General features: G+C 70.8%; 22 protein-coding genes and 1 tRNA gene. 6 read left to right on the forward strand and 17 right to left on the reverse strand.

Features of this window, described 5'->3' with window-relative positions; translation table 11 throughout:
* Window positions 1–11: 11 nt before the first annotated feature.
* The 5 genes from J1M46_RS07835 to J1M46_RS07855 form a co-directional block, all read right to left on the reverse strand.
* Window positions 12–1,139 (reverse strand): methyltransferase domain-containing protein, encoded by a 1,128-nt coding sequence (locus J1M46_RS07835; protein ID WP_206447302.1) that lies wholly within the window; start codon window positions 1,137–1,139, stop codon window positions 12–14.
* Window positions 1,140–1,189: 50 nt separating this feature from the next.
* A complete protein-coding gene (locus tag J1M46_RS07840) occupies window positions 1,190–1,459 on the reverse strand; it encodes a hypothetical protein (RefSeq protein WP_206447303.1) in 270 nt (89 codons plus the stop codon).
* A 490-nt stretch (window positions 1,460–1,949) separates the two neighbouring features.
* Window positions 1,950–2,927: a ribose-phosphate diphosphokinase gene (locus J1M46_RS07845; protein WP_206447304.1), complete on the reverse strand. Its 978-nt coding sequence runs from the start codon at window positions 2,925–2,927 to the stop codon at window positions 1,950–1,952.
* Window positions 2,928–2,938: 11 nt separating this feature from the next.
* Window positions 2,939–4,381, reverse strand: coding sequence for a bifunctional UDP-N-acetylglucosamine diphosphorylase/glucosamine-1-phosphate N-acetyltransferase GlmU (gene glmU, locus J1M46_RS07850; protein ID WP_206447305.1), 1,443 nt, complete (start codon window positions 4,379–4,381; stop codon window positions 2,939–2,941).
* Window positions 4,382–4,406: 25 nt separating this feature from the next.
* Entirely contained in the window at window positions 4,407–5,330 is a 924-nt protein-coding gene (locus J1M46_RS07855) for a glycosyltransferase family 2 protein (protein WP_206447306.1), read from the reverse strand.
* Window positions 5,331–5,391: 61 nt separating this feature from the next.
* On the opposite strand from J1M46_RS07855, the gene J1M46_RS07860 reads away from it, so the two are divergent.
* Both J1M46_RS07860 and J1M46_RS07865 read left to right on the forward strand, forming a co-directional pair.
* Window positions 5,392–5,462, forward strand: a tRNA-Gln gene (locus J1M46_RS07860).
* Between the two features lie 118 nt (window positions 5,463–5,580).
* Window positions 5,581–6,069: a MarR family winged helix-turn-helix transcriptional regulator gene (locus J1M46_RS07865; protein WP_206447307.1), complete on the forward strand. Its 489-nt coding sequence runs from the start codon at window positions 5,581–5,583 to the stop codon at window positions 6,067–6,069.
* 52 nt (window positions 6,070–6,121) lie between these two features.
* On the opposite strand, the gene ahcY is transcribed toward J1M46_RS07865, so the two are convergent.
* From ahcY to galU, 4 genes are read right to left on the reverse strand one after another with little or no spacing between them, the layout of a single operon-like run.
* Complete coding sequence (gene ahcY, locus J1M46_RS07870) at window positions 6,122–7,567, reverse strand: adenosylhomocysteinase (RefSeq protein ID WP_446698571.1); 1,446 nt, start codon at window positions 7,565–7,567, stop codon at window positions 6,122–6,124.
* Window positions 7,568–7,586: 19 nt separating this feature from the next.
* Window positions 7,587–9,005 (reverse strand): sugar nucleotide-binding protein, encoded by a 1,419-nt coding sequence (locus tag J1M46_RS07875; protein ID WP_206447309.1) that lies wholly within the window; start codon window positions 9,003–9,005, stop codon window positions 7,587–7,589.
* 40 nt (window positions 9,006–9,045) lie between these two features.
* Complete coding sequence (gene rfbB, locus J1M46_RS07880) at window positions 9,046–10,044, reverse strand: dTDP-glucose 4,6-dehydratase (protein ID WP_206447310.1); 999 nt, start codon at window positions 10,042–10,044, stop codon at window positions 9,046–9,048.
* Between the two features lie 23 nt (window positions 10,045–10,067).
* On the reverse strand, window positions 10,068–10,961 hold the full coding sequence (gene galU, locus J1M46_RS07885) for a UTP--glucose-1-phosphate uridylyltransferase GalU (RefSeq protein WP_206447311.1): 894 nt from the start codon (window positions 10,959–10,961) through the stop codon (window positions 10,068–10,070).
* Window positions 10,962–11,184: 223 nt separating this feature from the next.
* Here galU and J1M46_RS07890 point away from each other — a divergent pair, with 223 nt between their 5' ends.
* A complete protein-coding gene (locus J1M46_RS07890) occupies window positions 11,185–11,844 on the forward strand; it encodes a GDSL-type esterase/lipase family protein (protein WP_206447312.1) in 660 nt (219 codons plus the stop codon).
* Between the two features lie 14 nt (window positions 11,845–11,858).
* On the opposite strand, the gene J1M46_RS07895 is transcribed toward J1M46_RS07890, so the two are convergent.
* Window positions 11,859–13,247 carry a phosphomannomutase/phosphoglucomutase gene (locus J1M46_RS07895; protein WP_206447313.1) on the reverse strand — a complete coding sequence of 463 codons (1,389 nt, stop codon included), beginning with the start codon at window positions 13,245–13,247 and terminating at the stop codon, window positions 11,859–11,861.
* A gap of 29 nt (window positions 13,248–13,276) precedes the next feature.
* Window positions 13,277–13,501, reverse strand: coding sequence for a DUF3499 family protein (locus J1M46_RS07900; RefSeq protein ID WP_206447314.1), 225 nt, complete (start codon window positions 13,499–13,501; stop codon window positions 13,277–13,279).
* 56 nt (window positions 13,502–13,557) lie between these two features.
* On the opposite strand from J1M46_RS07900, the gene J1M46_RS07905 reads away from it, so the two are divergent.
* Window positions 13,558–13,980: a hypothetical protein gene (locus tag J1M46_RS07905; protein ID WP_092918041.1), complete on the forward strand. Its 423-nt coding sequence runs from the start codon at window positions 13,558–13,560 to the stop codon at window positions 13,978–13,980.
* Window positions 13,981–14,034: 54 nt separating this feature from the next.
* On the opposite strand, the gene J1M46_RS07910 is transcribed toward J1M46_RS07905, so the two are convergent.
* The 5 genes from J1M46_RS07910 to manA all read right to left on the reverse strand — a co-directional run bounded on the left by J1M46_RS07910 (window position 14,035) and on the right by manA (window position 21,183).
* A complete protein-coding gene (locus tag J1M46_RS07910) occupies window positions 14,035–15,639 on the reverse strand; it encodes a DUF5719 family protein (protein WP_206447315.1) in 1,605 nt (534 codons plus the stop codon).
* Window positions 15,636–18,410, reverse strand: a complete 2,775-nt coding sequence (locus tag J1M46_RS07915; protein ID WP_206447316.1) for a glycosyltransferase — start codon at window positions 18,408–18,410, stop codon at window positions 15,636–15,638. The genes J1M46_RS07910 and J1M46_RS07915 overlap by 4 nt, the downstream gene beginning before the upstream one ends.
* 79 nt (window positions 18,411–18,489) lie before the next feature.
* Entirely contained in the window at window positions 18,490–19,578 is a 1,089-nt protein-coding gene (locus J1M46_RS07920) for a glycosyltransferase family 2 protein (protein WP_206447317.1), read from the reverse strand.
* An 11-nt stretch (window positions 19,579–19,589) separates the two neighbouring features.
* Entirely contained in the window at window positions 19,590–19,847 is a 258-nt protein-coding gene (locus J1M46_RS07925; RefSeq protein ID WP_177220369.1) for a WhiB family transcriptional regulator, read from the reverse strand.
* Window positions 19,848–20,046: 199 nt separating this feature from the next.
* Window positions 20,047–21,183, reverse strand: a complete 1,137-nt coding sequence (gene manA, locus J1M46_RS07930; protein WP_342384318.1) for a mannose-6-phosphate isomerase, class I — start codon at window positions 21,181–21,183, stop codon at window positions 20,047–20,049.
* An 80-nt stretch (window positions 21,184–21,263) separates the two neighbouring features.
* Between manA and J1M46_RS07935 the strand changes: the two genes are divergently transcribed.
* Window positions 21,264–22,442 (forward strand): acyl-CoA dehydrogenase family protein, encoded by a 1,179-nt coding sequence (locus J1M46_RS07935; protein WP_206447318.1) that lies wholly within the window; start codon window positions 21,264–21,266, stop codon window positions 22,440–22,442.
* On the opposite strand, the gene J1M46_RS07940 is transcribed toward J1M46_RS07935, so the two are convergent.
* Window positions 22,417–23,187, reverse strand: a complete 771-nt coding sequence (locus J1M46_RS07940) for a polyprenol monophosphomannose synthase (RefSeq protein ID WP_206447319.1) — start codon at window positions 23,185–23,187, stop codon at window positions 22,417–22,419. The two genes, J1M46_RS07935 and J1M46_RS07940, sit on opposite strands and share 26 nt — an antisense overlap.
* Before the next feature lie 193 nt (window positions 23,188–23,380).
* Between J1M46_RS07940 and J1M46_RS15770 the strand changes: the two genes are divergently transcribed.
* Entirely contained in the window at window positions 23,381–24,664 is a 1,284-nt protein-coding gene (locus J1M46_RS15770) for an O-antigen ligase family protein (RefSeq protein WP_206447320.1), read from the forward strand.
* The last annotated feature ends 12 nt before the right edge of the window (window positions 24,665–24,676 follow it).

Here is a 24,676-nt window from a genome sequence, read left to right on the forward strand (position 1 = left end):
TGCGCGACCCCTCAGCGGCGCTCGAGCTCGACCAGCACCTCGGCGTGCTCGGTGTGCGGGAACATGTCGAACACGCGGCCGCGCACCGGCGCGAAGCCCGGCATCGCGGCAAGATCCTTCGCGAGCGTCACCGGGTTGCAGCTGGAGTACACGACACGGGAGAGCGCGGATGCGTCCAGTCGCGCCGCGAGCGCGCCGATGCCTCGGCGCGGTGGGTTCACCACCACCAGCTCGGGCGCCTGCGCGCCCTCGAAGTCGACGCTGGTCGCATCGCCGACCGTGAACGACGCATCCGCCCCCATCGCCGTCGCGGTCTCGCGCGCGGCCTCGATCGCCTCGGCCGTCACCTCGACGCCCGCGACCGCACGGCCCTCGCGCGCGGCATGGAGCGCGAAGCCGCCGACGCCGCAGTAGAGGTCGAGCATGCTCGCGGGCTCGGCCTCGTCGATCCAGGCGGTCGCCTGCCGGTAGAGCGCGGCGGCGACGGCCGTGTTGGTCTGGAAGAAGCTGCGTGGGCGCAGCCGCAGGCCGATGCCGTTGACGCGCATCACCAGGACGCCGGCGCCGGCCAGCAGGAGTTCCTCATCGCCCTCGAGTACCGCCTTGTGCTCGGGCTGCAGGTTGGCCGAGACGCTCGTGAGCGGCAGGTGGTCGAGCAGTGCCAGGTGCTTGCGGATGCGCGGCAGCGCCTCGCTCGAGCGCAGCACGATGCGCAGCGCCAGCTCGCCGTCGGGCGAGGCGGTGAGGATGAGGTGCTTCAGCTCGCCGCGCCGGCTCGGCACGTCGTAGGGGTGGATGCGGGCGTCGCGGATGAGCTGCTCGAGGGCCGGCATCGCATCGACGATGGGCTGCTCGTGCAGCGGGCACGCCTGCAGGTCGATGCCGGTGCCGTCGGCGGCGAGGATGCCGAGCGTCGGAGCATCGACGGTGCCGGCGACGACCATCTTGGCCTTGTTGCGGAACCCGCCGACGGCGCTCGCGTGCGGCGCATCCCACGCCATCTGCGGCAGCAGTGCCTGGATGCGCGACTGCTGCTCGGCCAGCTGACGAGCGTACGGCGTGTCGAGCAGGGTGCAGGAGCGGCAGCGCCAGGCGTCGAAGTAGGCGCAGTCGAGGTCGCGCTGCTCGACGGTTCGCATCCGCTCAGCCTATTCTGCGCCGACCCGCAGTCAGCGGCCTGCCGTGCGACCTACTCGCCGGTCTGGCCCACCAGCGACGCGAACTTTCGGTGCGCGTTCTGCTTCGACGTGCGGAGGGCGATGCCGATCGCGGTCCAGGAGTCACCCGCGGCTCTTGCCGCTCGGACTGCGTCGACGAGCCGCCGCTCGGTCTGCTCTGTGGCGGCGCGCGCGGCGGCGATCTCACGAAGGTGACGCGCGTCGCGCATGCTGGTCGGATCGATGCTGTCGATGAAGGCATCGATGTCGCGCTCGCGGTCGGTCTGGCTGGTGCTGGTCATAGTTTTCGCCTCCAATCAGAGGAAGTCGAGCAATCGCCCTGATGCGTCGGCACCGATCACGAGCATCCGAATCTCCCCTCCGTATTCCTGTTCTCGGTAGCGAATCGCATGGTCGAGAGCATGGAGGATGTCGTCCAGGTCGATCCTGCTTCCTCGCGCTCCACCCTCACGCCGTCATCATATCGTTGACGCGTTGTACGTGTCAACGATATGTTGACGGCAATATCTCGACGCGGGACTGTCAGTCGGCGAGGACACGACCGTCACGTGAGCATTCCCTTGAACACTTGAACTATGGCGCTGCGGTCTCCTCAACCGGCGCTGGCCCGCCTGCGTCCTCGATCTGCTCGTTCAAGAATGCGCTGAGCACCGTGCCTCTGAGCCCGTCGATGCGAGCGCGGACCTGCTTGCGCTCGCTCTTCGCCGCATCATCGCCGAGCACTGCGACGGCGTGCTCGAGTCTCGTCCTCGTCGCGGTTAGGGCCGCGCGTCAGGCGGCGCCGTCGAACAGGCTCGTGACCGAGCCGTCCTCGAAGACCTCGGTGATGGCGCGGGCGAGCAGCGGCGCGATCGAGAGCACCTCGAGCTTCTCGAACTTCTGATCCTCGCGCAGCGGCAGCGTGTCGGTCACGACGACCTTGTCGATGACGTCGGAGTTGAGGATCTCGCCCGCAGGGTCGGAGAAGATCGCGTGCGTCGCCGCGACGATGACGTTCGTGGCGCCGTTGGCCTTCAGCGCTTCGGCGGCCTTCACGATGGTGCGGCCGGTGTCGATCATGTCGTCGACCAGCAGGCAGGTGCGGCCTCGCACCTTGCCGACGATCTCGTGCACCGAGACCTGGTTGGGCACCAGCGGGTCGCGGCGCTTGTGGATGATCGCGAGCGGCGCGCCGAGCTTGTCGCTCCAGACGTCGGCGACGCGCACGCGGCCCATGTCGGGCGAGACGACGGTGAGCGACTCCGGGTCGACAGTGTTCTTGAAGTGCTCGAGCAGCACCGGCATGCCGAACAGGTGGTCGAAGGGGCCGTCGAAGAAGCCCTGGATCTGCGAGGCGTGGATGTCGATCGACATGATGCGGTCGGCGCCGGCGGTCTTGAACAGGTCGGCGATCAGGCGGGCCGAGATCGGCTCGCGGCCCCGACCCTTCTTGTCCTGCCGGGAGTAGGGGTAGTAGGGCATGACGACCGTGATGCGCTTGGCGCTCGCGCGCTTGAGCGCGTCGACCATGATGAGCTGCTCCATGAGCCACTCGTTCACGGGCCGGCAGTACGACTGCAGGATGAACACGTCGGCGCCGCGCACCGAGCCCTGGAACCGGGCGTAGATCTCACCGTTCGCGAAGGTGCGGATGTCGACGTCCATGAGATCGGTGCCGATCTCGGCTGCCACGGAGCTCGCGAGCTCGGGATGCGACCTGCCGGTCGCCAGCACCAGGTGCTTGCGGTTCTTCGCGACGATCGATCCCACTCGGGTGCCTCCTAGGCCTCAGGTGCGTGCGTGTCGGCCGCCGCGGCTGCGTCGGCTGCCTTCGATCCGGGACGATTCGCCTCGGTCCATCCCGCCATGTTGCGCTGCGGTGCGACCGAGATCGCCAGCGCCCCTGGCTCGACGTCCTTGCGGATGACGGCACCGGCTCCGGTCTTCGCACCGGCCCCGATTCTAACGGGCGCGACGAAGCTGTTGTGGACGCCCGTCTGCACCTGGTCGTCGATGGTCGTGCGGTGCTTGTCGACGCCGTCGTAGTTCGCGGTGATGGCGCCGCCGCCGACGTTGACACCCGCGCCGATGGTCGCGTCGCCGATGTACGACAGGTGCGGCACCTTGCTGCCGGCGCCCAGCTGCGAGTTCTTGGTCTCGACGAAGGTGCCGATCTTGCCGCCCTCGCCGATGACCGAGTTCGGGCGCAGGTAGGCCCAGGGGCCGACGGATGCGCGGGCGCCGATCACCGACAGGGTCGCGTCGGTGCGCTTCACGACCGCGTCCTCCCCCACCTCGGTGTCGACGAGCGTGGTGTCCGGACCGATGGTGGCGCCGGCGGAGACGACAGTCGCGCCATGCAGCTGCGAGCCGGGCAGGATCGTGACGTCCTCCGCGAGCGTGACGTCGACGTCGATCCAGGTGGACGCCGGGTCGACGACGGTGACGCCCGCGCGCTGCCAGCGGCGGATGATGCGGTCGTTGAGCTCGTGCGCGGCGGCTGCGAGCTGCACGCGGTCGTTGATGCCCCAGATCGCCCAGCTGTCGCTCGCCGGCACCGCGTCGATGCGGCCGCCGGACGCCTGGATCCGCACGGCGGCATCCGTCAGGTACATCTCGCGCTGCGCATTGTCGCGGCCGATCGTGCCGAGCGCGGCACGCAGCGCCGCGGCCTCGAAGACGTAGATGCCGCCGTTGACCTCGTCGATCGCCCGCTCGGCCTCCGAGGCGTCCTTCTGCTCGACGATGCGCAGGAAGGTGCCGGCGCCGTCGCGCACGATGCGGCCGAGACCGGTCGGGTCGGGCAGGTGCGCCGAGAGCAGCGTCAGCTGGTTGCCCTCGCGTTCGTGGCGCTCGATCAGCGTGCCGAGCGTGCCTGCGTCGATCAGCGGCACGTCGCCCGAGAGCACGACCACCTGGCCGTCGAACTCGCCCAGCGCCTCGAGGCCCTGCTCGACGGCGCGGCCGGTGCCCGGCACCTCATCCTGGTCGGCGATGAGCACGTGCGGTGCGAACTCCAGCACCGCCTCCGCCATGCGGTCGCGCTCATGGCGGACCACGGTGACGATCGAAACGGGGTGCAGCTCGCCTGCGGTGCTGAGCACGTGGGCGATGAGCGGCCTGCCCGCGAGCGGGTGCAGCGGCTTCGGCGTGCGGCTCTTCATGCGGGTGCCCGCGCCAGCGGCGAGCACGATGACGGCGACCTGAGGCACGGTCTCTCCCATCGGATGCGTACGGTTCGGTCTCAGGTTACTGGCGCGGCGCGGGTGGCGGGCCCTGCTCGCCGCGCCAGCCGTCGCGCGCGCCGCGCAGCATCGCCTTCGCGTTGCGGATGCGCGGGGGCGCGAACGCCGTCATGCGCCCGAGCTTGAAGAGCATCCGCGGCACGTCCTGCGCCGTCCAGGTGCGCGGGGTGCCCGGCCGGCGCCAGAGCGCGACCCGATTGCGGGTCATCATGTAGAGCCGCAGCGGCGAGTGCACGAACATCGTGCCGCCGCCCGGCAGCCGCACGAGCTCGTCGCCGATGGTGTGCAGCATCCGCGCGTCGGCGACGCCGACCAGCTGCAGGCCGGCGGCCTTGGCGCGGAAGCACCACTCCATGTCGACGCTGTCGATGAACAGCCCCGCGTCGAAGCCGCCCGCGACCTCGAGCGCCGTCAGCGGGATGAGCGAGCCGGAGGAGATCAGGAAGTCGACGTCGACGTCGCCGCCGGCCGGCGCGTGGAACTTCTTGTTGAGCGGAAACCCGAAGCGCACGAAGGGTGCTCGCTCGCCGCTGCGGCCGTCGACGAAGGTGGGGCCGACAGCGCCGAGCGGGCGGCGGGCGGCGCGCTGATCGGCGTGCCGCAGCAGCGCCGCCACGCAGCCCGGCTCGAGCAGCGAGTCCTGGTCGAGCAGCATGACATAGCGCGCACCGCGCTCGCGCGCGATGGCGGCAGCCCGGTTGTAGGCCGCGCCAAGGCCGATGTTGCGCGGCTCTCGCTGCAGCTCGACGCCGGCCGGCATGGCGACTCGCGCGCTCCAGTGCGCGCCGTCGACCTCCGGCGAGTCGTTGTCGAGCACCACCAAGGCGCCCACCTGCGCGGTCGCACGCTCGAGCACCTCGCCGATCGCGCCCTCGTCGGGGCGAAAGGTCACGGCGACGGCAACGACGTCTGCGGCGGTCGAGGGCATGCGCACCAGTCTGCCGGATGCACACGGGCCACCCCGAGCACGACTACCCTGGAATCCGCGATCCGCCATGGTGTAACGGCAGCACGACGGCCTTTGGAGCCGTTCGTCCAGGTTCGAATCCTGGTGGCGGAGCAATCGACCCCGACGGGTCGATTGCGACGTCGCCAGTTCCGAGCGGAGCGGGGAAGGGCGGAGCTTGGCGGAGTGCACTGCTCTGCGAGCGCCGCGGTGATGGTGCGAGACTGGCGCCATGGCTGAGCTGCGCGACGACGTCGACCGCATCATGGAGCAGTGGATGCGCGTGCGGCCCGATGCGGACGTGTCGCCGCTCGACGTGCTCAGCCGCATGACGCGCATCTCCCGGCAGCTCGGCCGCGTGCGGGCGGAGGCGTTCCAGCAGGCTGGGCTCGAGCCCTGGCAGTGGGATGTGCTCGCCGCGCTGCGGCGACAGGGCGGACCGCTGAGTCCGAAGGGCCTCATCGCGCAGACCATGGTGACGAGCGGCACGATGACGAACCGCATCGACAACCTGGTCGCATCCGGTCTGGTCGAGCGCGTCGAGGGCTCCTCGGACCGGCGGGTGCGGCTCGTGGCGCTCACCGAGGAGGGCATCGACCGCGTCGACGTCGCGCTCGACGCGCTGCTGGAGGCCGAGCGGCGGCTGCTGCGCGGCATCCCCGCCGACGATCAGGCGCGGCTGGCCGAGCTGCTGCGCGTGCTCGCCGACGCGATGCTGTAGCGACCGATCGCGATAGGCGCCTGCGGCACTGCTCGAGCAGCGCGGCGGTCGGCTAGTAGCGGTAGTGCTCCGGCTTGAACGGGCCCTCGACCGGCACGCCGATATAGGCGGCCTGCCCGTCGGTGAGGGTGGTGAGGCGTGCGCCGAGCGCATCGAGGTGGAGACGCGCGACCTCCTCGTCGAGCACCTTCGGCAGCCGGAAGACGCCCAGCTCGTACTCCCTCGTGGCCAGCTCGATCTGCGCCAGCACCTGGTTCGAGAAGGAGTTCGACATCACGAACGAGGGGTGCCCAGTGGCGTTGCCGAGGTTCATCAGGCGGCCCTCGGAGAGCACCAGGATCGCGCGGCCGGAAGGGAGGCGCCACTCGTGCACCTGCGGCTTGATCTCGATGCGCTCGGCGCCCGAGCGCTCGAGCCCGGCGATGTCGATCTCGTTGTCGAAGTGGCCGACGTTGGCGACGATCGCGAGGTGCTTCATCGACTGCAGGTGCTCGAGCGTGATGACGTGCTCGTTGCCGGTCGTGGTGATCCAGATGTCGGCGGTATCGAGGGCATCCTCGACCCGCGCGACCTGGAAGCCGTCCATCGCCGCCTGCAGCGCGCAGATCGGGTCGACCTCGCTGACGATCACGCGCGCGCCCTGGCCCCGCAGTGCCTCGGCGGCACCCTTGCCCACGTCGCCGTAGCCGACCACGAACGCGGTCTTGCCGCCGATCAGCACGTCGGTCGCGCGGTTGAGCCCGTCGGGCAGCGAATGACGGATGCCGTAGCGGTTGTCGAACTTCGACTTCGTGACGGAGTCGTTGACGTTGATCGCCGGAAACAGCAGCATGCCGTCTGCGAAGAGCTGCTCGAGCCGGTGCACGCCGGTGGTGGTCTCCTCGGTGACGCCCAGAAGTTGCTCGGCGATGCGAGTCCAGCGCTGTGCGTCGGTCTCGAGCGTGCTCGCGATGAGCGCGTCGATCACGTGCAGCTCGTCGGGGGCGCCCGCCGGCGTGACGGGCGCGGCGCCCGCGAGCTCCGCATCCCGGCCTCGGTGCACGAGCATGGTGGCGTCGCCGCCGTCATCGAGGATGAGCGTCGGCCCGTCGTCGAAGTCGAAGATGCGGTTCGTGCAGCGCCAGTACTCCTCGAGCGTCTCGCCCTTCCAGGCGAACACCGGCACGCCGTTCGGGGCATCGACCGTGCCGTCGCCGACCACGATCGCGGCCGCGGCCTCGTCCTGCGTGGAGAAGATGTTGCAGCTCGCCCAGCGCACCTCGGCGCCCAGGGCGAGGAGCGTCTCGATCAGCACGGCGGTCTGCACGGTCATGTGCAGGCTGCCGGCGATGCGCTGGCCGGCGAGCGGCTGCGCATCGGCGTAGCGGCGCCGCAGCTCCATCAGGCCGGGCATCTCGTGCTCGGCCAGCCGGATCTGGTGACGGCCTGCCTCAGCCAGGCCGAGGTCGCGGACGTCGTGCTCGAGGACGCGGGGAGCGGTGTCGGTCATGCCGACCATCATCCCACCCACGAGCGGCTCAGGCTGCGGGCAGCATCGCGACGAACTCCTCGAGCAGTTCGAATTGGTCGCGCGGTGCGAAACCGGTGGCCTCGAGTTTCGCGAGCCGCATGGCGCTGTGGCGCGGGCGCGGTGCGACGCCGCTTCGGCTGGCGTCGTAGTCGTCGGTCGTCACCGGCTTCACACCCTCGGCATCGGCGCCCATCAAACTAAAGACGCGTTTGGCGATCTGCGCCCAGCTCGCGGCGTGGCCGCCGCTGGAGACGTTGTAGGTGCCGTGCGGCGCGCCGGTGGCGAGCAGATGGTCAATCGCGCGGGCGAGCTCTGGGGCGAAGGTCAGCCGGCCGATCTGGTCGTCGACGACCTGGGGGGTCGCGCCGCGACGCGCGAGCGAGGCCATGGTGGCGACGAAGTTCTTGCCATCTCCGACCACCCAGGAGGTACGGACGATGTAGTGCTTCGGCGCGGCGGTTACGGCGAGGTCGCCCGCCGCCTTCGTCTGCGCGTATACGCCGAGCGGACCCAGCGGGTCCTGCTCGTCGCGCTCGTCCTCCTGATCGGCGTAGACGTAGTCACTTGACACGTGCACGAGGGTGAGCGCGTGCTCTGCGGCGATCGATGCCAATCGGGCGGGGCCCATGGCGTTGACCGCCCACGCGTCACGGCGACCCTGATCGGTCTCGGCAGCATCCACCGCCGTGTAGCCGGCGGCGTTGACGATCGTGTCGTAGGACGACCAGCGGATCTGCTCCAGCGCGGCAGGATCGGCGAGATCCACGCGATCCCGCCCGACGAACTCGACATCGGCGCGGCCGGCCCACTGCTGCTGCAAGGCGCGGCCGAGCTGCCCGTTCGCGCCCAGCACGAGCGTCTTGCGGGGCGGCATCGGCGTCACGTCCGCCAGGCGCGGGTGCGCCTTGTCCTTCTCCGACAGCTCCGCCTGCTCCAGCGGGATCGGCCAGTCGATGCCGGCGGTCTCGTCGGCGAGGTTCAGGAACGTGTACTCTCCCTGCGCATCGTGAGACCAGTGCGCGTTGACGAGGTAGGAGTAGGCGGTGTTCGGCTCGAGCGCCTGGAACGCGTTGCCCACCCCGCGCGGCACGAACACCGCGACGGAGGGATCGATCTCGATCGTGAAGGTGGCGCCGAAGGAGTCGCCCTCGCGCAGATCCACCCAGGCGCCGAACACGCGCCCGGAGGCGACCGAGATGTACTTGTCCCACGGCTCGGCGTGGATGCCGCGGGTGACGCCCGGCTGCGCGTTGAAGGAGATGTTGTTCTGCACCGGCCCGAAGTCGGGCAGGCCCAGCGCCAACGCCTTCTCGCGCTGCCAGTTCTCCTTGAACCAGCCGCGATTGTCGCCGTGCACCGGCAGGTCGATCACCAGGAAGCCCGGGATCGGCGTCTCGCGCACGCGCAGCTGCTTGCCCGTCTCCATCAGCGCATCCTCTGTCTTCTCGACCGTCTCGTCAGCGGGCTCAGTGGCCGGCCTGGGCGTACTTCGCCTCGGCGCCAGCCTTATGCGGCCGCCACCAGGCCTCGTTCGCCCGGTACCAGTCGATCGTGTCGGCCAGGCCGGCCTCGAAGTCCGTGAACGACGGCTCCCAGTCCAGCTCGTGCTGCAGTTTGGTCGCATCGATCGCGTACCGCAGGTCGTGCCCGGCGCGGTCGGTCACGTGGTCGAACGCGTCCTCGCTCTGCCCCATCAGGCGCAGGATCGCCTGCACGACCTCGAGGTTGTTGCGCTCCCCGTCGGCACCGATCAGGTACGTCTCGCCCGTCCTGCCCGCCTCCAGGATCCGCAGCACCGCCGAGGAGTGGTCGTCGGCGTGGATCCAGTCGCGCACGTTCTCGCCCGCCCCGTAGAGGCGCGGCCGCACGCCGTCGATCACGTTCGTGATCTGCCGCGGGATGAACTTCTCCACATGCTGGCGCGGACCGTAGTTGTTCGAGCAGTTCGAGATCGTCGCCTCCAGGCCGAACGAGCGCACCCACGCCCGCACCAGCAGGTCGGAGCCCGCCTTCGTCGACGAGTACGGGCTGGACGGGTTGTAGGGCGTCTCCGGCGTGAACTTCGCCGGGTCGTCCAGTTCCAGATCCCCGTACACCTCATCGGTGGAGATGTGATGGAAGCGCGTGCCATGCCGACGCGCGGCCTCCAGCAGCGTGAACGTGCCCACCAGGTTCGTGTGCACGAACGGGCCCGGATCCGACAGCGAGTTGTCATTGTGCGACTCCGCCGCGTAGTGCACCACCGCGTCCGCCTCCGCCACCAGCCCGTCGGCGACCTCGGCATCGGCGATGTCGCCGACCACCAGCCGCACACGATCCTCCGGCAGGCCGGCCAGCGTCGCGCGGTCGCCCGCGTACGTCAGCGCATCCAGCACCACCACGTCATGCTCGGTGTTCGCCACCACGTAGTGCACGAAGTTCGAGCCGATGAAGCCGGCACCGCCGGTCACGAGGAGGGAGCTCACACCTCCCAGCGTAGCGACGAGACTCAGCTGTCGAAGCCGGCGACGAACTCCTTCAGCCAGTCCCGCAGGCCCGGACCGAGATCCTCGCGCTCGACCGCGAGCTGCACATTGGCCTTGATGTAATCGAGCCGGTCGCCCGTGTCGTAGCGTCGGCCGCGGAAGACGACGCCGTGCAGGCCTCCCTGCCGGTCGTCCTGCGCCATCGTCAGCAGCGCATCCGTCAGCTGGATCTCGCCGCCTCGGCCCGGCGGCGTCTGCTCGAGCACCGGGTAGATCGCCGGCGTGAGCACGTAGCGGCCCACGATCGCGAGGTTCGACGGCGCCGTGCCCGGCTCCGGCTTCTCCACCAGGCCGCGCACCCGCACCACGTCGTCCTCCTCGGTCGCCTCCACTGTGGCGATGCCGTAGAGGTGCGCCTGCGCCGGATCGACCTCCATCAGCGCCACCACGCATGACTGGCGCACGTCGTGCACCTCGAGCATGCGCTCCAGCAGGTGATCGCGGCCGTCAATGATGTCATCGCCCAGCAGCACCGCGAAGGAGTCGCCGCCCACGTGCGCCTTCGAGCGCAGCACGGCGTGCCCGAGGCCCTTCGGATCGCCCTGGCGCACGTAGTGCACGTTCGCCAGGTCGGTCGACTCCGCGACCCGCGCCAACTTCTGTTTGTCGCCCTTGTTATGCAGGATCGCTTCCAACTCCGTCGCCCGGTCGAAGTGGTTCTCGAGCGCGTTCTTGTTGCGCCCGGTGACGAACAGCACGTCCGGCAGCCCGGCACGCACAGCCTCCTCCACGACGTATTGGATCGCCGGCTTGTCCACCACCGGCAACATCTCCTTCGGCAGCGCCTTGGTCGCCGGCAGGAATCGGGTGCCGAGCCCGGCGGTGGGAATGACGGCCTTGGTGACGGCATGACGCATGAGGAACAGCGTACTTCTGCAACATGTTTCCGCGCGGAAGGACGTGCGCACCGGTATATTCCGAGACATGCGGATGCCGTCACCGATCCCGCCAGCTGGGGCCAGCGGCCGGCTCTCGAAGCGCTTCATCCGCCGTCGGCTCATCGCGCTCGGCGCCATCGCCGCCGTCGTGATCGGCGTCTCGATCGGCGTGAGCCAGCTGGTCGAGCGCGACGAGAGACCGGTGGTCGTCGCGAGCGACGCATCAGCAGGGGCCGCGGTCGAGACCGATGTCGCCACAGTGCCGGAGGCAGCGCCGGCGGCGCCCATCGCCGTGTTCATTGGTGACTCGTACACCGTCGGTCAGGGCACCGCACTGGAGGGAGTCGGGTTCACCGCCCTGCTGGCCGAACGGCGAGGCTGGGAGCCCGTGAACATCGCGATTTCGGGCACCGGGTACGCTGCCTCGCACGAACTCGATCGGTGCGGTCCCGACGGCTGCCCTGCTTATGCCGGCGTGCTCGACGAGGCAGCGGCGGCCGGGCCGGACATCGTCGTGGTCTCGGGGGGCCGCAACGACATGTGGCTCCCCGACCAAGAGCAGGTGGCCGTCTCGATCGCTGAGTTCTACGCGCAATTGCGCGCCGCGTTCCCGACGGAGCACATCATCGTCACCTCGCCGCTCTGGGGTGCCGGCCCGACGCCTGATGGTCTCCTGACGATTCGCGAAACGGTCGCGCTCGAGGCGGCTCGCATCGGCGCGAACTACCTGGATCTCGGGGATCTCTTCGAGATGCGCCCCGACCTGATCACAGCTGACAAGGTGCATCCGACCGAGGCAGGCCTCGAGCTCATCGCCACGACGATCGACGAGTTGCTCGATTCGCAGCAGCTCGCGAGTTGACGGTCGCCTACTCATCAACCGCGGATGAGTTGCAGCACCTCGTCGCGGATGGCGATCATCGTCGCGTCCGTCTCGGCCTCGGCGTTGAGCCGCAGCAGGGGCTCGGTGTTCGACGGGCGCACCGAGAACCACCAGGCTCCGCCGGGCTCCGTGACGGTGAGCCCGTCGAGCTCGTCGAACTCGCCCCGCCCCGCGAACGCCTCGACGATGCGCGTGTAGGCGGCGGGCACGTCGGCGACGGTGGAGTTGATCTCGCCGGAGGCGAAGTAGGGCGTGTAGCGTGCGGCCAGGCTGCTCATCGGCTCGGCGTCGGCGCCGAGCGTCGCGAGCACGTGCATGGCCGCGAGCATGCCGTTGTCGGCACCCCAGAAGTCGCGGAAGTAGTAGTGGGCCGAGTGCTCACCGCCGAAGACCGCCCCCGTGCGAGCCATCTCGTCCTTGATGAGCGAGTGTCCGACGCGGGTGCGCACCGGTGAGGCGCCAGCGTCGGCGATCACCTCGGGCACGACACGGCTCGTGATCAGGTTGTGGATGACGACGACGTCGCGCTCCCCCTCCGCCTGCACCCGGCGGATCTCGCGCTCGGCGACGATCGCGGCGACCGCGGACGGCGAGACGGCCCCGCCCCGCTCGTCGATCACGAAGCAGCGGTCGGCATCGCCGTCGAATGCGAGGCCGATGTCGGCCCCGTGCTCGACCACCGCGGCCTGCAGGTCGACGAGGTTCGCAGGGTCGAGCGGGTTCGCCTCGTGGTTCGGGAAGGTGCCGTCGAGCTCGAAGTACATGGGCACGATCTCGAGCGGCAGCGCGGGGAGTCCGGCAGCCGTGCCGAGCACCGCAGGCACCGTCATCCCGCCCATGCCGTTAGCCGCATCCACCACGACCTTGAGCGGCCGGAAGCCGCGCAGGTCGACGAGCTCCCGCAAATAGGCGGCATAGTCGCCCAGCACATCGCGCTCGGTGAGCGTTCCAGGAGTCGCGACCTGTTTCAGCCCCTCGTCGATGTAGCGTTGCGCCCCATCGCGGATGGTCGCGAGTCCGGTGTCGAGGCTCACGCCGCGCGCGCCGGCGCGCGAGAACTTGATGCCGTTGTAGGAGGCGGGGTTGTGGGATGCGGTGAACATCATCGCGGGCGCGTCCAGCGTGCCGGACGCGAAGTAGGTGCCGTCGGTCGAGCACAGGCCGATGAGCACGACATCTGCGCCGCGAGCCTGCGCGCCATCCGCTGCAGCCGCCGCCAGCGCGGGAGATGAGGGGCGCATATCGTGCCCGATCACGATGGGAGACTCGGTGCCGACCTCGTCGGCGAAGGCCGCGCCGAGCGCGCGCACGACGTCCTCGGTCAACTGGCCGTCGACCAGGCCGCGCACGTCGTAGGCCTTGACAATGTCGCTCAGGGACATGGATTCCTCTTCCTTCTGACCGCGTCGCTTCAGAGGCTCGCGTGCCCGGGCTCGTACCGGACGATCTGCCACCCGGTCGGGCCGGCATGACGATCGGCGTGCGGCTCGCACAGGGCGTAGCTGCCCTCGATCGCACCCTGCCGGCTGGCCTGCTGCAGGGGCCCGACGACCAGCAGTTGCGCCGCATAGTCGACCGTGACAGTGCGGTCCGCGTATCGGCGGCAGCCGGGGCGCGAGCACGTCCTGTCATCCATCGCCCCCAGGGTATCGCCGTCCCGGCGCATCCGGCCGCGACACGTAGGATGGCGGCATGCCCGCGCGCCAACGCTCTCGTGGATCGCGCCACGGCCGCGACATCCGCTCGTCGGTCGCCGGCCCTGTGCTGCCCTTCCTCTCCTCGCGCGAGACACGCTTTGAGGACATCGCGGCGGATGCGGCCGACTACGTGACCGCGCTGTGGCCGGCAGAGCTCGGCGACGTGCGCTTCCGGTGGGCGGACATGCCGCCGCGCGCGCTCGCCGATCGCCTGGACGAGGTGCCGGAGTGGGCCATCGACACCCAGCAGCGCACGATCACGATCTATCGGCTGCCGCTGCAGCGGCTGCCGCGCGTGCACGTCGATGATCCCTGGCATCGGCAGGTGGCGATCGAGGGCGCTGTCTTCCGCGCCGCCGCCGAGCTCATCGGCCGCGATCCCTGGGAGGTCGCGCCGGATCGCTGGCGGCACCACTGAGCTCCGGTACCTGACATCGGCACCGCTGAGCTTCGGCACCACCGATCCTTTGAGTCAGTGCACCACCAGCACGCCGCTCGCCGCCCGCCCCTGGGTGCTCACCGTGAAGCCGCCGACCGAGCTCGGGCTGCGGTACTCGATGGCGAGGATGAGATCGTCGCCGCTCACCTCCACCGTGCCGGCGGGCACCTGCTGCTCGTGGACGCCCCCCGCGGGCAGCCGCACGGTCTCGCCCGCGACCGTGATCTCCTGGTCCGCATCCGAACTGCTCACCACGTGCAGCGTCGCCTCCGGGCCCGGGGGCACGGCGATCGCGGAGGCGCCCGAGCGCGCCTGTCCGCCGGCGACCCAGTCGAAGTCGAGGCCCTCGCCGGCGACGGCCACGGTGCGCGCGCCGGCGACCACAGGCGCATCCGACTCGACACGGATCGCGTGGGTGCCGACCGGCAGCTCCTCGAGGTCGAAGTCGGTCACCCTGCCAGCCTCGAGCGTGCCCTCCGACTCGATGGTCGAGCCGTCGCTCGCCTGGAACACGACGCGCACATCGCCACCTTGCGGTGAGAGCACCCGCAGCACCGACGCGGTGTCGTCATAGTCGGGCTGTGTCTCGAGCCCGGTGGACTCGGTCACGGCCACGCCAGGCAGCACGGTGGTCAGCAGCGCAGGGACTGGATCGATGATCTCGAACCCGCCGCGCTCGAGCCCGCGCGTGGTGGTCTGCTGCAGGTGCGCGGTGACCGGTGCGCCGACGGATGCGACGCGCACCACCGCGTCCGAGACACCGGGGGCGAGGGCGGCGAGGTCGAGCACCTCCTCGGCACCCGGCGCCACGGCGATGCCCGTCGATCCGACGCTCTCGATCGGCCCTTCCGGGCCGTAGACGGTGACGTCGACGCTGGCACTGACCTCAGAGGCGTTCGCGATCGTCAGCACCGTCTGTCGGCCGGTGCGCGTCGAGCCGCCCACCAGCCACTGGTCCAAACTCGTCTCCGCGCACTCGCTGGCAGCGAAGCCGCGCACGCCCTCGACGTCGATGTCGAGGCTCTGCGCGGCGGAGAGCGTCGAGGCCTCGTTGCGCTGCACGATCGACTCGCCGCCGCTGACGTCGTCCGCGCCGGTCACGCCCAGCGCGGTCTGCTCGACCTCGCCGCCGAGACTGCCGATCACCAGCGAGGGCTCGGCGATCGCAGCGATCGCGAGCGCGTTCTCGCCATCGGCTGTGCCGACGCGCAGCGCCGGGCCGGCGCACACGCGCGATTGCAGCGGCGACGCCGGCTGCACCTGGGTCGCAGGCACCTCGGCGCGCACGCGGGCATCGTCGGGCAGTGCTCCAGCGCCGAGCACCGCGCCGAAGCCGAGCGCTGCGGCCGCGACGCCGGCAAGCGCGCGCGCGCTCCACCGCACGACATCCCGTCGCTCGACGCGCCTGCCGGCCAGCGCGGCATCGTTCGCGACCGCCTCGCGGTCGGTGAGCGCGACGTCACTGGCGATATCGCCCGCGCCGCCGGTGTCGGCCTCTGCCCTGGCCTGCGCCTCGGCTTCGATGGCAAGCTCCTCCGGAGCCGCCCGGTGCTCGCGAGGAACTTCGGCGTCATCGATGGGCGAGACGTCGTCGAACTCCTGCGAGTCGTCGAGCGGCTCCCTGTCGCGGTCGCTCACTGCCACTCCCCCGTTCCCTCGAGTCGCTTCGTGCGCACGCGAGCCCCACGGCGCAGCGAGGGCAGCGCGGCGACGACCGCGGCTCCGAGCGCCGCCAGCTGCCCCAGCAGCAGCCAGCCCGCCCAGGCGACCGGTGCAGCCGGCTCGCCGGGCCGCGGATCGACGCGCTGCCACAGCAGGCCCGCCTCGGTCTGGCCGATCGCCTGCAGATCGCCGCGCGCGTCGAGCGAGCGCTGCGCCCGGTCATGCACGGCAGCCGCGCCTTCGCGCTCCTGCTCGAGCAGGATGAACTGCACGCCCTGGTCGTCGAGGAGCGCAGCGACGTCGACGTCGCCGCCGGCAGCCAGATCGACGGCTGCCTGCGCGAGCTGCTCCTCGACCTCGCTGGCGCCATCGCGCACGAGCTCACCGGTGGCCACGTCGTCGAGCGCCGCGCCGCGACCGCGCTCGACGTCGACGCCGAGCACGCCCTGTGCGAGCGGATGCAGCACGAGCGTGCCGATCTGCTGATCGTGCTCCGCCGCGGCGTCGACGAATGCCGGCATGCGGCGGTCGGGTGCCGCGATCACGGTCGCGGGCGTCAGGAACGAGGTCGCGATGAGCGGCACGGCTGCCGCGAGCGCGGCGAGCACGATCACGCTGCCGGGCAGGCTGCCGCGGCGGTCGTCGACGTCGACGGCGACGAGCGCGAGCGCGATGAGCGCAGCCAGCGCCAGGGATGCACCGCTGCCGGCCCAGACCGTCACCGGTTCGCCGTCCAGGCTGGTCAGCTCCAGCCGTGTCGAGGCGACCGCCGTCGCGTACCCCGCCAGCACCAGCGGCAGCCACGGCCACGCGGTCGCCGGCCGCAGGACCACGCCGCCGAGCGCGGCGAGCGCGAGCGGCGCCAGCAGTCCGAGCGCGAACCACACCGGGTCGGCGCCCGGGGCGAGCCACGCGATCACGCCATCGAGCGTCGCCAGCGACGAATCAGGGGCGAGCAGAGCCGCCTCGACGGCGGTCGGCGGCACCGACGGCCTCGGCACGCCCGGATCGGCGAGTGCCGCCAGCGGCGAGCCGTCAAGCCACCGGGCGATCGCGACAGGCGCGAACAGCACGGCACCGGGGAGCAGCGCCGCGAGCGGTCGCAGCGGCCGGCGCCAGCCGACGGCCGCCGCCACGATGCCGCACAGCAGCAGCGCCGGCAGCAGCACCGGCGAGCCGGCGATCACGACGGCGACGGGGATCGCCGCAGCACCGGCCGCCCGCCAGGAGGCGGATGCCCGCATCAGCCCGACGACCGCGAGCGGCAGGGCCAGGTGCGCGAGCACGGCGCCGAGCCTGCCCTCGACGATGGGTGCCAGCAGCAGCGGTGACAGCGACCACAGGGCAGCGGCGACGGCCGGCGCCCACCGCGAGGTCGTCATGCGTCGTGCCGCGAAGAAGCCCGTCAGCGATGCGATCGCGGGAGCGAGGAAGAGCAGCAGCACGATGGCGGTGGACGGCTGCCACGGCGTGAGCGAGCCGAGCAGCGCCAGCATCAGCACGAAGGGATCGCTGGGCCCGGTCACCGCGCCCAGCGCATCGCGGGATCCGAAGAGCGTGTTCGACCACAGCTCACCGAGGGAGCCGGAGAGCGGCAGCAGCCCGCCACCCGTCGCGGCCGCAGCACCGATCAACTGGGGGGTCAGCACGATGCCGACGACGACGGCGAGCGCCGTGACCCACAGCCCAGCGCCTTCCACGAACCCCACACGCTCGTCGGCGGCGAGCTGCATGCGCTCAGGATCGCCGAGCGCACGGCGCTGCGAGCGCACGGTGCGCCAGGAGGCGCGCAGCGGGCGAAGCGATGCCCAGCGCATCTTCCGCGCCGATGCGATCCGCTGCCGCGCCCGTGCCGTCGCACCGAAGGCGACCAGCGTCGTGAGCGTCGCGCGCCAGTCGGCGAGCACAGCGGCGGGCCGCTTCGCGAGCAGGTGCACGATCGTGCGCACGACGCCCAGCGGCAGCAGCAGCAGCCAGTGGAGCACCAGCGCGACGGGGTTCGCATAGGCGAGCCGTCGATGCAACTGCGCGCGGCGCGAGATCGCCACCCGGTGCGCGTCGCTCACCGAACGGGCGTCGAAGTGTTCCGGACCGCCGGCCCGTCGCACCCGCGCTCGGGGCTCGACGGCGACGCGGTGGCCGGCCAGCCGGGCACGCACGCCGAGGTCGAGCCCGGCATCGATCGAGCGCAGTGCCGGATCGAAGCCTCCGAGGCGTGCGAACACATCCCGGCGGATGAGCACGCCGGTCTCGGCGACACCGAGCTGGTCGCTGTCGTCGTCGTGCTGCCCCTGATCGAGCTCGCCCTCGTGCAGCAGCAGGCTGCGGCCGAAGGGCGTCATCGACTCGCCGAACTCGGCGAATCGATCCGGGGCGTCGCCCCGCATCACCTTCGGACCCACCGCTGCGACGCTCGGGTGCGAGTCGACGTGCGCCAGCAGCGCCTGCAGCGCCCGCGGATGCGGCGTCGCATCGTGCGCGAGCAGCCACAGCCAGTCATCGTCGTGCGCCTCCGGCAGCGATGCGACGCCCTTCGCGATCAGCTGCCCATAGGGCAGGCGCGAAGCCGCGACCACGCTGCGCGCGCTCGACGCCTCGAGCAGCGCGCGGGAGTCGTCCTTGGAGCCGCCGTCCACCGCGACCAGTCGCTCGGGGGCGACGGTCTGCGCGTCGATCGCGGCGAGGGTCGCCGGCAGATACGCGGCGCCACTGCTGGCCGCGAGCACGGCGAAGACCCTCGGATGCACCTGGCAAGGCTAGATGGGATGACGACGGCGACCGGCGGTTGCGGCCGGTGTGCCGCGGATCTGCGTGCCGGAGCCCGCGTCAGCGGCGGATGCGACGGATGACGGCTGCGGCATGCCCGGCGGCGCGGCGCGCGCCCCGCGCGAGCCGTTCGGGCGTGATGGCTCGGCGCTCCAGCGCCTGCCGACGCGCGATCTGCGCGGCCACCTCGGCGTGGAAGGCGTCGTCGAGCCCGTGCAGTGCCCGCTCGCGCTCAAGCAGCTCGCGGACCTCAGCAGGACTGAAGTGGGCATCACGATCGGCGTCGACGGCCTCGGCGAGCCGAACAGGGAGCACCGCGGACAGCGCGGTGAGCCGCGTCGCCAGCCGATCGTCGCGCACGAAGCCGTCGCCGAAGTCGGAGTCAGCGACTGGCGTCCTCGCGAGGTAGAACGGCAGCAGGATGCCCGCCTTCCAACGACGCCAATCGCGCATGCCGTGATGATTCGGGCTCGGATCGAGCGAGGGCGACGCCTCGTATCCCCGGCCCATGTTGATCGTCTTGCGCTCGAACTGCTGCCACGAGCGCCACGGCACGTGTAGCACCTCGAGGCCGAACGCATCCGTCACCTCGCCGCGCTGCGGCATCGAGACGAAGTGGTTGCCCTGCGCGACCTCGACGCGGGGGTCACCGACGTGAATGGCGTTCGGGGTCGGGTGCGCCTGCACGCCCGCCGCCTCGAGTTGCGCCTGCGCGCGTTCGTCACGCCAATGCATGCGGGTGGCAAGGCCGGAGCCGCTGCGCGCTGTGGGGCCGACGAGATTGCGCACCGGCACGTGGAACGAGCCGAGTGCCGGCGGCGCGCTCGCGAGCGCCTCGGCGACCGTGCGCGCACCTGCGAGCACGAACTCGTCGGCATCGCCGTTGATCACCCAATCGGCGCCGTGCTCGGCCGCCGCCAGCCGCGCCATGCGGGTGACGACCTCCGCCTGCTGCTTGCGGTGCTCCGGATCGTCGAAGACGGTGACGGGTGCTGCGCGCGCGTAGTCTGCGAGGATCTCGCGCGTGCCGTCGACGGATGCGTTGTCCGTCACCAGGATGCGGTCGACGCCTTCGGCCAGATGGTGTTCGATGGTCGCCGCGATGACGTCCGCCTCATCGCGGACCATCATGGTGAGGACGACCCGCATGCGGATCGCGCTCAGGCGAGCTTGCGCAGCTTGCGCCGCTCGCGCTCGGACAGCCCGCCCCAGATGCCGAAGCGCTCATCGTTCTCGAGGGCGTACTCGAGGCACTGCTGGCGCACCTCGCAGGTGTCGCAGATGCGCTTGGCATCCCGTGTGGAACCGCCCTTCTCCGGGAAGAACGCCTCCGGATCGGTCTCCGCGCAGAGCGCGTCGGCCTGCCATCCCAGTGGGTGGTCGTCCGCCTCGTTGCGAACGCCAGGTACCCCAAGCATGATCGGGTCGACGAACCAGTCGCCTGGCACGCCGCGACGCAGCCCACCCTCTTCGATGCCTCGCGCTGTCGTGCTGCGCTGCACTCCCTCTCGCATGGCTTCCCCCGGTTTCTGCGGGACCCCGGCCGGGCCCGCGCTGCACCAATTACACCGGTGTAGTTCGCCCCGCGTCAAGTCGAGGATTGTAAGCGTGTCGCCGCTAGGGCCGCGGAGGGGAGCCCTCCGGCGTGTCGCACTCGAGAGCCAGCCAGGCTTCGTCGGAGGCCACGGAGAAGTCCACCTCGGTGTCGATCCACGCCGCCTGCGCAACGTCGAGCTCATGCGTCACGCCGTCGACGTCGATGCGCGTGGGCGAGATCGCGAGCAGCAGCGCCCTTCCGGGCCCCACCCGGTGCGTGCCCTCCACCAGCCGCAGTTCGAATGGCGCCTCCGGCCGGTAGGCGATTGCGCCGTCGAGCTCCATCGCCGGCAGCCGCGGATCCTCGAGTGGCGTCTCGTCGACGATCGCGAGCAGCTCGTCGACGTCGACGTGCTTGGACGTCAGGCCGCCGCGCAGCACGTTGTCGCTCGGTCCCATGAGCTCCATACCCAGACCCTCGAGGTAGGCGTGCAGGTTGCCGGCCGGCAGGTAGAGCGCTTCGCCCGGCGCGAGCGACACGCGGTTGAGCAGCAATGCAACGAGGATGCCGGGGTCGCCCGGGTGCGCGGCGGCCAGTCGGGCGATGGTGTCGGCCTCGTCCGGCAGCGCCGCGGCGATCGCGTCAGACCGCTCGGACGCGGCAGCGATCGCGGCGCGTACCTCCAGCGCACCGGAGAGCAGCCAAGCGAGCGCATCGCCCGAGCGCACGTGCTCTGCCAAAGGCCCGAACCGCGCGTCGACGGCGGCGAGAGCCTCGGCGACGCCCTGCGCCTGCTCCCGCGGGCGGAACCCGCTGAGCGCTTCGAACGGCGTGACGGCGACGACCAGCTCCGGCTTCGCGAACGGGTCGCGGTAGTTCCGGTGCGGCGCGTCGCGAGCGATGCCAGCAACGTCCTCCCGCTCGTGGCCGGCTCGGGCGCGTGCGGCATTCGGATGCGCCTGCAGCGAGAGCGGCTCGGCCGCGGCCAGCACCTTGAGCAGCATCACGGGCTGGGTGCGGCCCGCCGCTTCGATCGCCTGCGACAGGTCGAGCCCCAGGTGCTCCCCTCCTGTCACGCGCGAGGGGCTGCCCGGGTGCGCACCGAGCCACAGCTCAGCTTCGGGCCCGCCGGAAGGAGTGCGGCGCAGGTAGTCGGCCAGCAGCCTGGTGCTGCCCCAGGCGTAGCCCCTGGGGTCGTTGGCGATGGGCACAAACACGCCGCGGTCTCCTCCCGGCAGATTGGCATGAGCGTACCAACGCCGCGGTGGCGCCAGCGGCCTCGCCGTAGCGTGACGCCATGACCTTCACACCGCTCACGAGCGACTTCTTCGGCTTCGCCACCGACCTCACCGAAGCGGAGCAGGCCTCGCTGGCCGAGATCCGTGCGTTCATGGAGCAGCGGGTGCGCCCCGTCATCGACGAGCACTGGCACGCCGACACCTTCCCCCACCAGCTCATCCCCGAGCTCGCGGGCCTCGGCGTGGTGGGCCCCGGGTGGGCCGAGAGCGCCCGGATCGAGAACTCGGCGGTCTACCGCGGCTGGGTCGCGCTCGAGATGAGCCGGGTGGACGCATCCGTCTCCACCTTCGTCGCCGTGCAGAACGGGCTCGTCGCGGGCTCGATCGGCGTCGCCGGCAGCGACGAGCAGCGCGCGGAGTGGCTGCCGAAGCTCGCCGACTGCTCGGTGATCGGCGCCTTCGGGCTCACCGAGCCGCTCTCCGGCTCGGATGCCGCGCAGGGCCTGCGCACCACCGCCCGGCGCGAGGGCGAGGAATGGGTCATCGATGGTGCGAAGCGCTGGATCGGCAACGCCACGCACGCCGACATCGTGGTGATCTGGGCGAAGGACGCCGCGGACGGCCAGGTCAAGGGCTTCATCGTGCCCACCGACACCGCCGGGTTCGCCGCCACCAAGATCGAGCGCAAGATCTCGCTGCGCATGGTGCAGAACGCCGACATCGTGCTCGAGGGCGTGCGGGTGCCGGAGTCGATGCGCCTGCAGCGGGCCTCGAGCTTCCGCGACACCGCCAAGGTGCTGCGCCTCACCCGCGCCGAGGTCGCCTGGAGCGCCGTGGGCGTGATGATCGGCGCCTACGAGGCCGCCGTGCGCTACACGACCGAGCGGGTGCAGTTCGGCAAGCCGATCGCCGGGCACCAGCTCGTGCAGGATCTGCTGGCCAAGTCGCTCGGGCACATTACCGCCTCGATCGCGCTCTGCGTGCAGGTGTCACGGATGCTCGACGAAGGTCGGCAGGAGGACGCCCACTCCGCACTGGCCAAGGCCTACGCCACCACGCGGATGCGAGAGGTGGTCGCCTGGTGCCGCGAGGTGTGCGGCGGCAACGGCATCGTCACCGACTACGACGTCGCGCGCTTCTTCGTCGACGCCGAGGCGCTCTACACCTACGAGGGCACCGCGCAGATGAACTCGCTGATCGTGGGGCGGGCGATCAGCGGGCAGTCGGCGTTCGCCTGAGTCGCGCGAGGCGCTCGGCCACTGCCCTCCAGGCCCGGCCGGCCGCCCAGCCCGTGACGCTCACGAGCGCTTCGCGCACGATGCCGGGCGTCATCTTCGACGCTCCGAGCTCGCGCTCGCGGAACAGGATCGGCACTTCGACCACGCGCGCACCCGCCTCCAGCGCGCGCCGCGTCATGTCGATCTGGAAGCAGTAGCCCTGGCTGCGCACCTCTTCCAGGGGGATGCGTCGCAGCAGCTCGGCCGTGTACGCGCGGCACCCGGCGGTCATGTCGTGCACCGACGACCGCAGCATCACCCGCGCGTACACGTTGCCCACACGGGAGATCGCCTGCCGGTGCCAGGGCCAGTCGACGACGCCTCCGCCCTGCACCCATCGGGAGCCGATCACCAGATCGGCGCCCGCCCTGGAGCCGTGTGCGAGCGCTGCCAGCATGCGCGGCACGGCCTCGGCCGGGTGCGAGCCGTCTGCGTCGAACTCGACCACCGCATCCGCCCCCATCTCGAGCGCCACGTGCATCCCGTGCACGTAGGCGGCCCCGAGGCCCGCCTTGGCTGGGCGGTGCAGCACGCTCACGCGCGGATCAGCGGCGGCGATCGCGTCGGCCAGCTCGCCAGTGCCATCCGGGCTCGCGTCGTCGATGACGAGCACCTCGACCGTCGGCGCCGCCTGCAGCAGACCGTGCATCGTCACGGGCAGGGCCTCACGCTCGTTGTAGGTCGGCACGAGGACGACGACGCGCATGGGGCTCCGGTTCGCTGGACGATGGCGGCGAGCAATCCTCGCACACGCGCGGTGGAGCTGAGGGTGCAGGCGCTTTCGCGCCTGCACCGCGACCCCAGCGCCGGGACCCGTCCCGGGTCACGGTCCATCGAGCGCGCCGCTCCTGCGCGTGCAACAGTGCTCGCGCCGAGCCGAGCCGTGGCACGATGGTGCGGTGCCGGGGCAGAGAAGGAGGACGATCCTCGCAGCGTGGATCGTCGCCAACGCGACCTGCGGCGACGCGGTGCGCAACGTGATCGGCTATCCTGCCTGGGCAGGCATTGTGCTCGCGACCTTCATCTGGGTCGCCATCGAGCTGACGTTGCTGCGCGTTCGGCTGTGGCGGATGCCCGTGTCGGTCGTCGCGTTCGCGGCCATGGCGCTGGTCTCGGCGATCTGGGCGATCTCACCTGCGTGGTCGCTCGTCGGGTCGATCATCCTGATCGGCACGATCGCGAGCGCGGTGCTCATCGCCTCGCTTCCCTACCGCGTGATCCTCGATCTCACGCACTGGACGATGCAGGGCCTGTTGATCGCCTCGTTCCTGTTCGAGGCATTCGTCGCGCTGGTGCTGCGCCGCCCGCTCTTCCCGCTCTGGGCCGACTACCCGCCCGACGTCAGCGGCGAACTGCACTGGTCGAGCGGCCTCCTGTTCGAGGGCGGGCGCGTGCAGGGCATCATGGGCAACGCCAATCTGCTGGGAATGGTGGCGCTGATCGCGCTGGTGATCGCCAGCTGCCGCGCAGCCGCCCGGCTCGACCGATGGTGGCCGGTGTGGATCGCGCTGCCGCTGCTTGCCCACGCCGTCACACGGAGCGCCACCGTACTGTTCGCGACGGCAATGGTCGCGGTGCTCGCGTTCCTGGTCATCGCTTGGGTGCGCTGGCGCGGCGCCACCTTCTATCGCATCTTCGGCATCGCGATCGCGGTGGGCCTGGCCTGCATCGGCTTGATCATCGGCAACTGGGATGCAGTGACGGAGTTCCTCGGCCGCGATGCAGACATGACGGGCCGCTTCGACATCTGGGGCCGCGTGATCGACCTCGGCCTTACGAGCCCGGTCGTTGGCGTGGGCTACCTCGGTTACTGGCTCCCGTGGGTCCCGCCGTTCGACAGCCTCGGCGAGATGCACGGCATGGTCTACCTGCAGGCGCACAACGTCTGGCTCGACGTGTTCATGCAGCTCGGCCTCGTCGGAGTGCTGCTGTGGGGCGGACTGCAGTACCGAGCGGTCGCAAACTGCCTCGGCGCGCTCTACCGCGCCCCGATCGGCGAGCGCGCGCTCAACGCCATCCCGTTGCTGCTCTGGGTCGCGCTGTTCGTGCAGGGGCTCGCGGAGTCGCGGCCCTGGATCGAGTTCGGCATGATGCTGCTCGTGATCTTCGCGATCGGCCCGCTGCGCAAGCAGATCGCACCGCGCGCGCCGCGTACCGAGGTCATCACCACCATCCGGTCCTGACCCGCGTCACTG

This window comes from Agrococcus sp. KRD186, from assembly GCF_017168255.1.
GTDB lineage: Bacteria > Actinomycetota > Actinomycetes > Actinomycetales > Microbacteriaceae > Agrococcus.

Coding starts and splice junctions, on each gene's coding strand:
- J1M46_RS07835 (WP_206447302.1), bottom strand. CDS start 1,139: ATGCGAACCGTCGAGCAGCGCGACCTCGACTGCGCCTACTTCGACGCC.
- J1M46_RS07840 (WP_206447303.1), bottom strand. CDS start 1,459: ATGACCAGCACCAGCCAGACCGACCGCGAGCGCGACATCGATGCCTTC.
- glmU (WP_206447305.1), bottom strand. CDS start 4,381: ATGGGAGAGACCGTGCCTCAGGTCGCCGTCATCGTGCTCGCCGCTGGC.
- J1M46_RS07855 (WP_206447306.1), bottom strand. CDS start 5,330: ATGCCCTCGACCGCCGCAGACGTCGTTGCCGTCGCCGTGACCTTTCGC.
- J1M46_RS07865 (WP_206447307.1), top strand. CDS start 5,581: ATGGCTGAGCTGCGCGACGACGTCGACCGCATCATGGAGCAGTGGATG.
- ahcY (WP_446698571.1), bottom strand. CDS start 7,567: ATGGTCGGCATGACCGACACCGCTCCCCGCGTCCTCGAGCACGACGTC.
- J1M46_RS07875 (WP_206447309.1), bottom strand. CDS start 9,005: ATGGAGACGGGCAAGCAGCTGCGCGTGCGCGAGACGCCGATCCCGGGC.
- galU (WP_206447311.1), bottom strand. CDS start 10,961: ATGCGTCATGCCGTCACCAAGGCCGTCATTCCCACCGCCGGGCTCGGC.
- J1M46_RS07895 (WP_206447313.1), bottom strand. CDS start 13,247: ATGTCCCTGAGCGACATTGTCAAGGCCTACGACGTGCGCGGCCTGGTC.
- J1M46_RS07900 (WP_206447314.1), bottom strand. CDS start 13,501: ATGGATGACAGGACGTGCTCGCGCCCCGGCTGCCGCCGATACGCGGAC.
- J1M46_RS07905 (WP_092918041.1), top strand. CDS start 13,558: ATGCCCGCGCGCCAACGCTCTCGTGGATCGCGCCACGGCCGCGACATC.
- J1M46_RS07920 (WP_206447317.1), bottom strand. CDS start 19,578: ATGCGGGTCGTCCTCACCATGATGGTCCGCGATGAGGCGGACGTCATC.
- J1M46_RS07925 (WP_177220369.1), bottom strand. CDS start 19,847: ATGCTTGGGGTACCTGGCGTTCGCAACGAGGCGGACGACCACCCACTG.
- J1M46_RS07935 (WP_206447318.1), top strand. CDS start 21,264: ATGACCTTCACACCGCTCACGAGCGACTTCTTCGGCTTCGCCACCGAC.
- J1M46_RS07940 (WP_206447319.1), bottom strand. CDS start 23,187: ATGCGCGTCGTCGTCCTCGTGCCGACCTACAACGAGCGTGAGGCCCTG.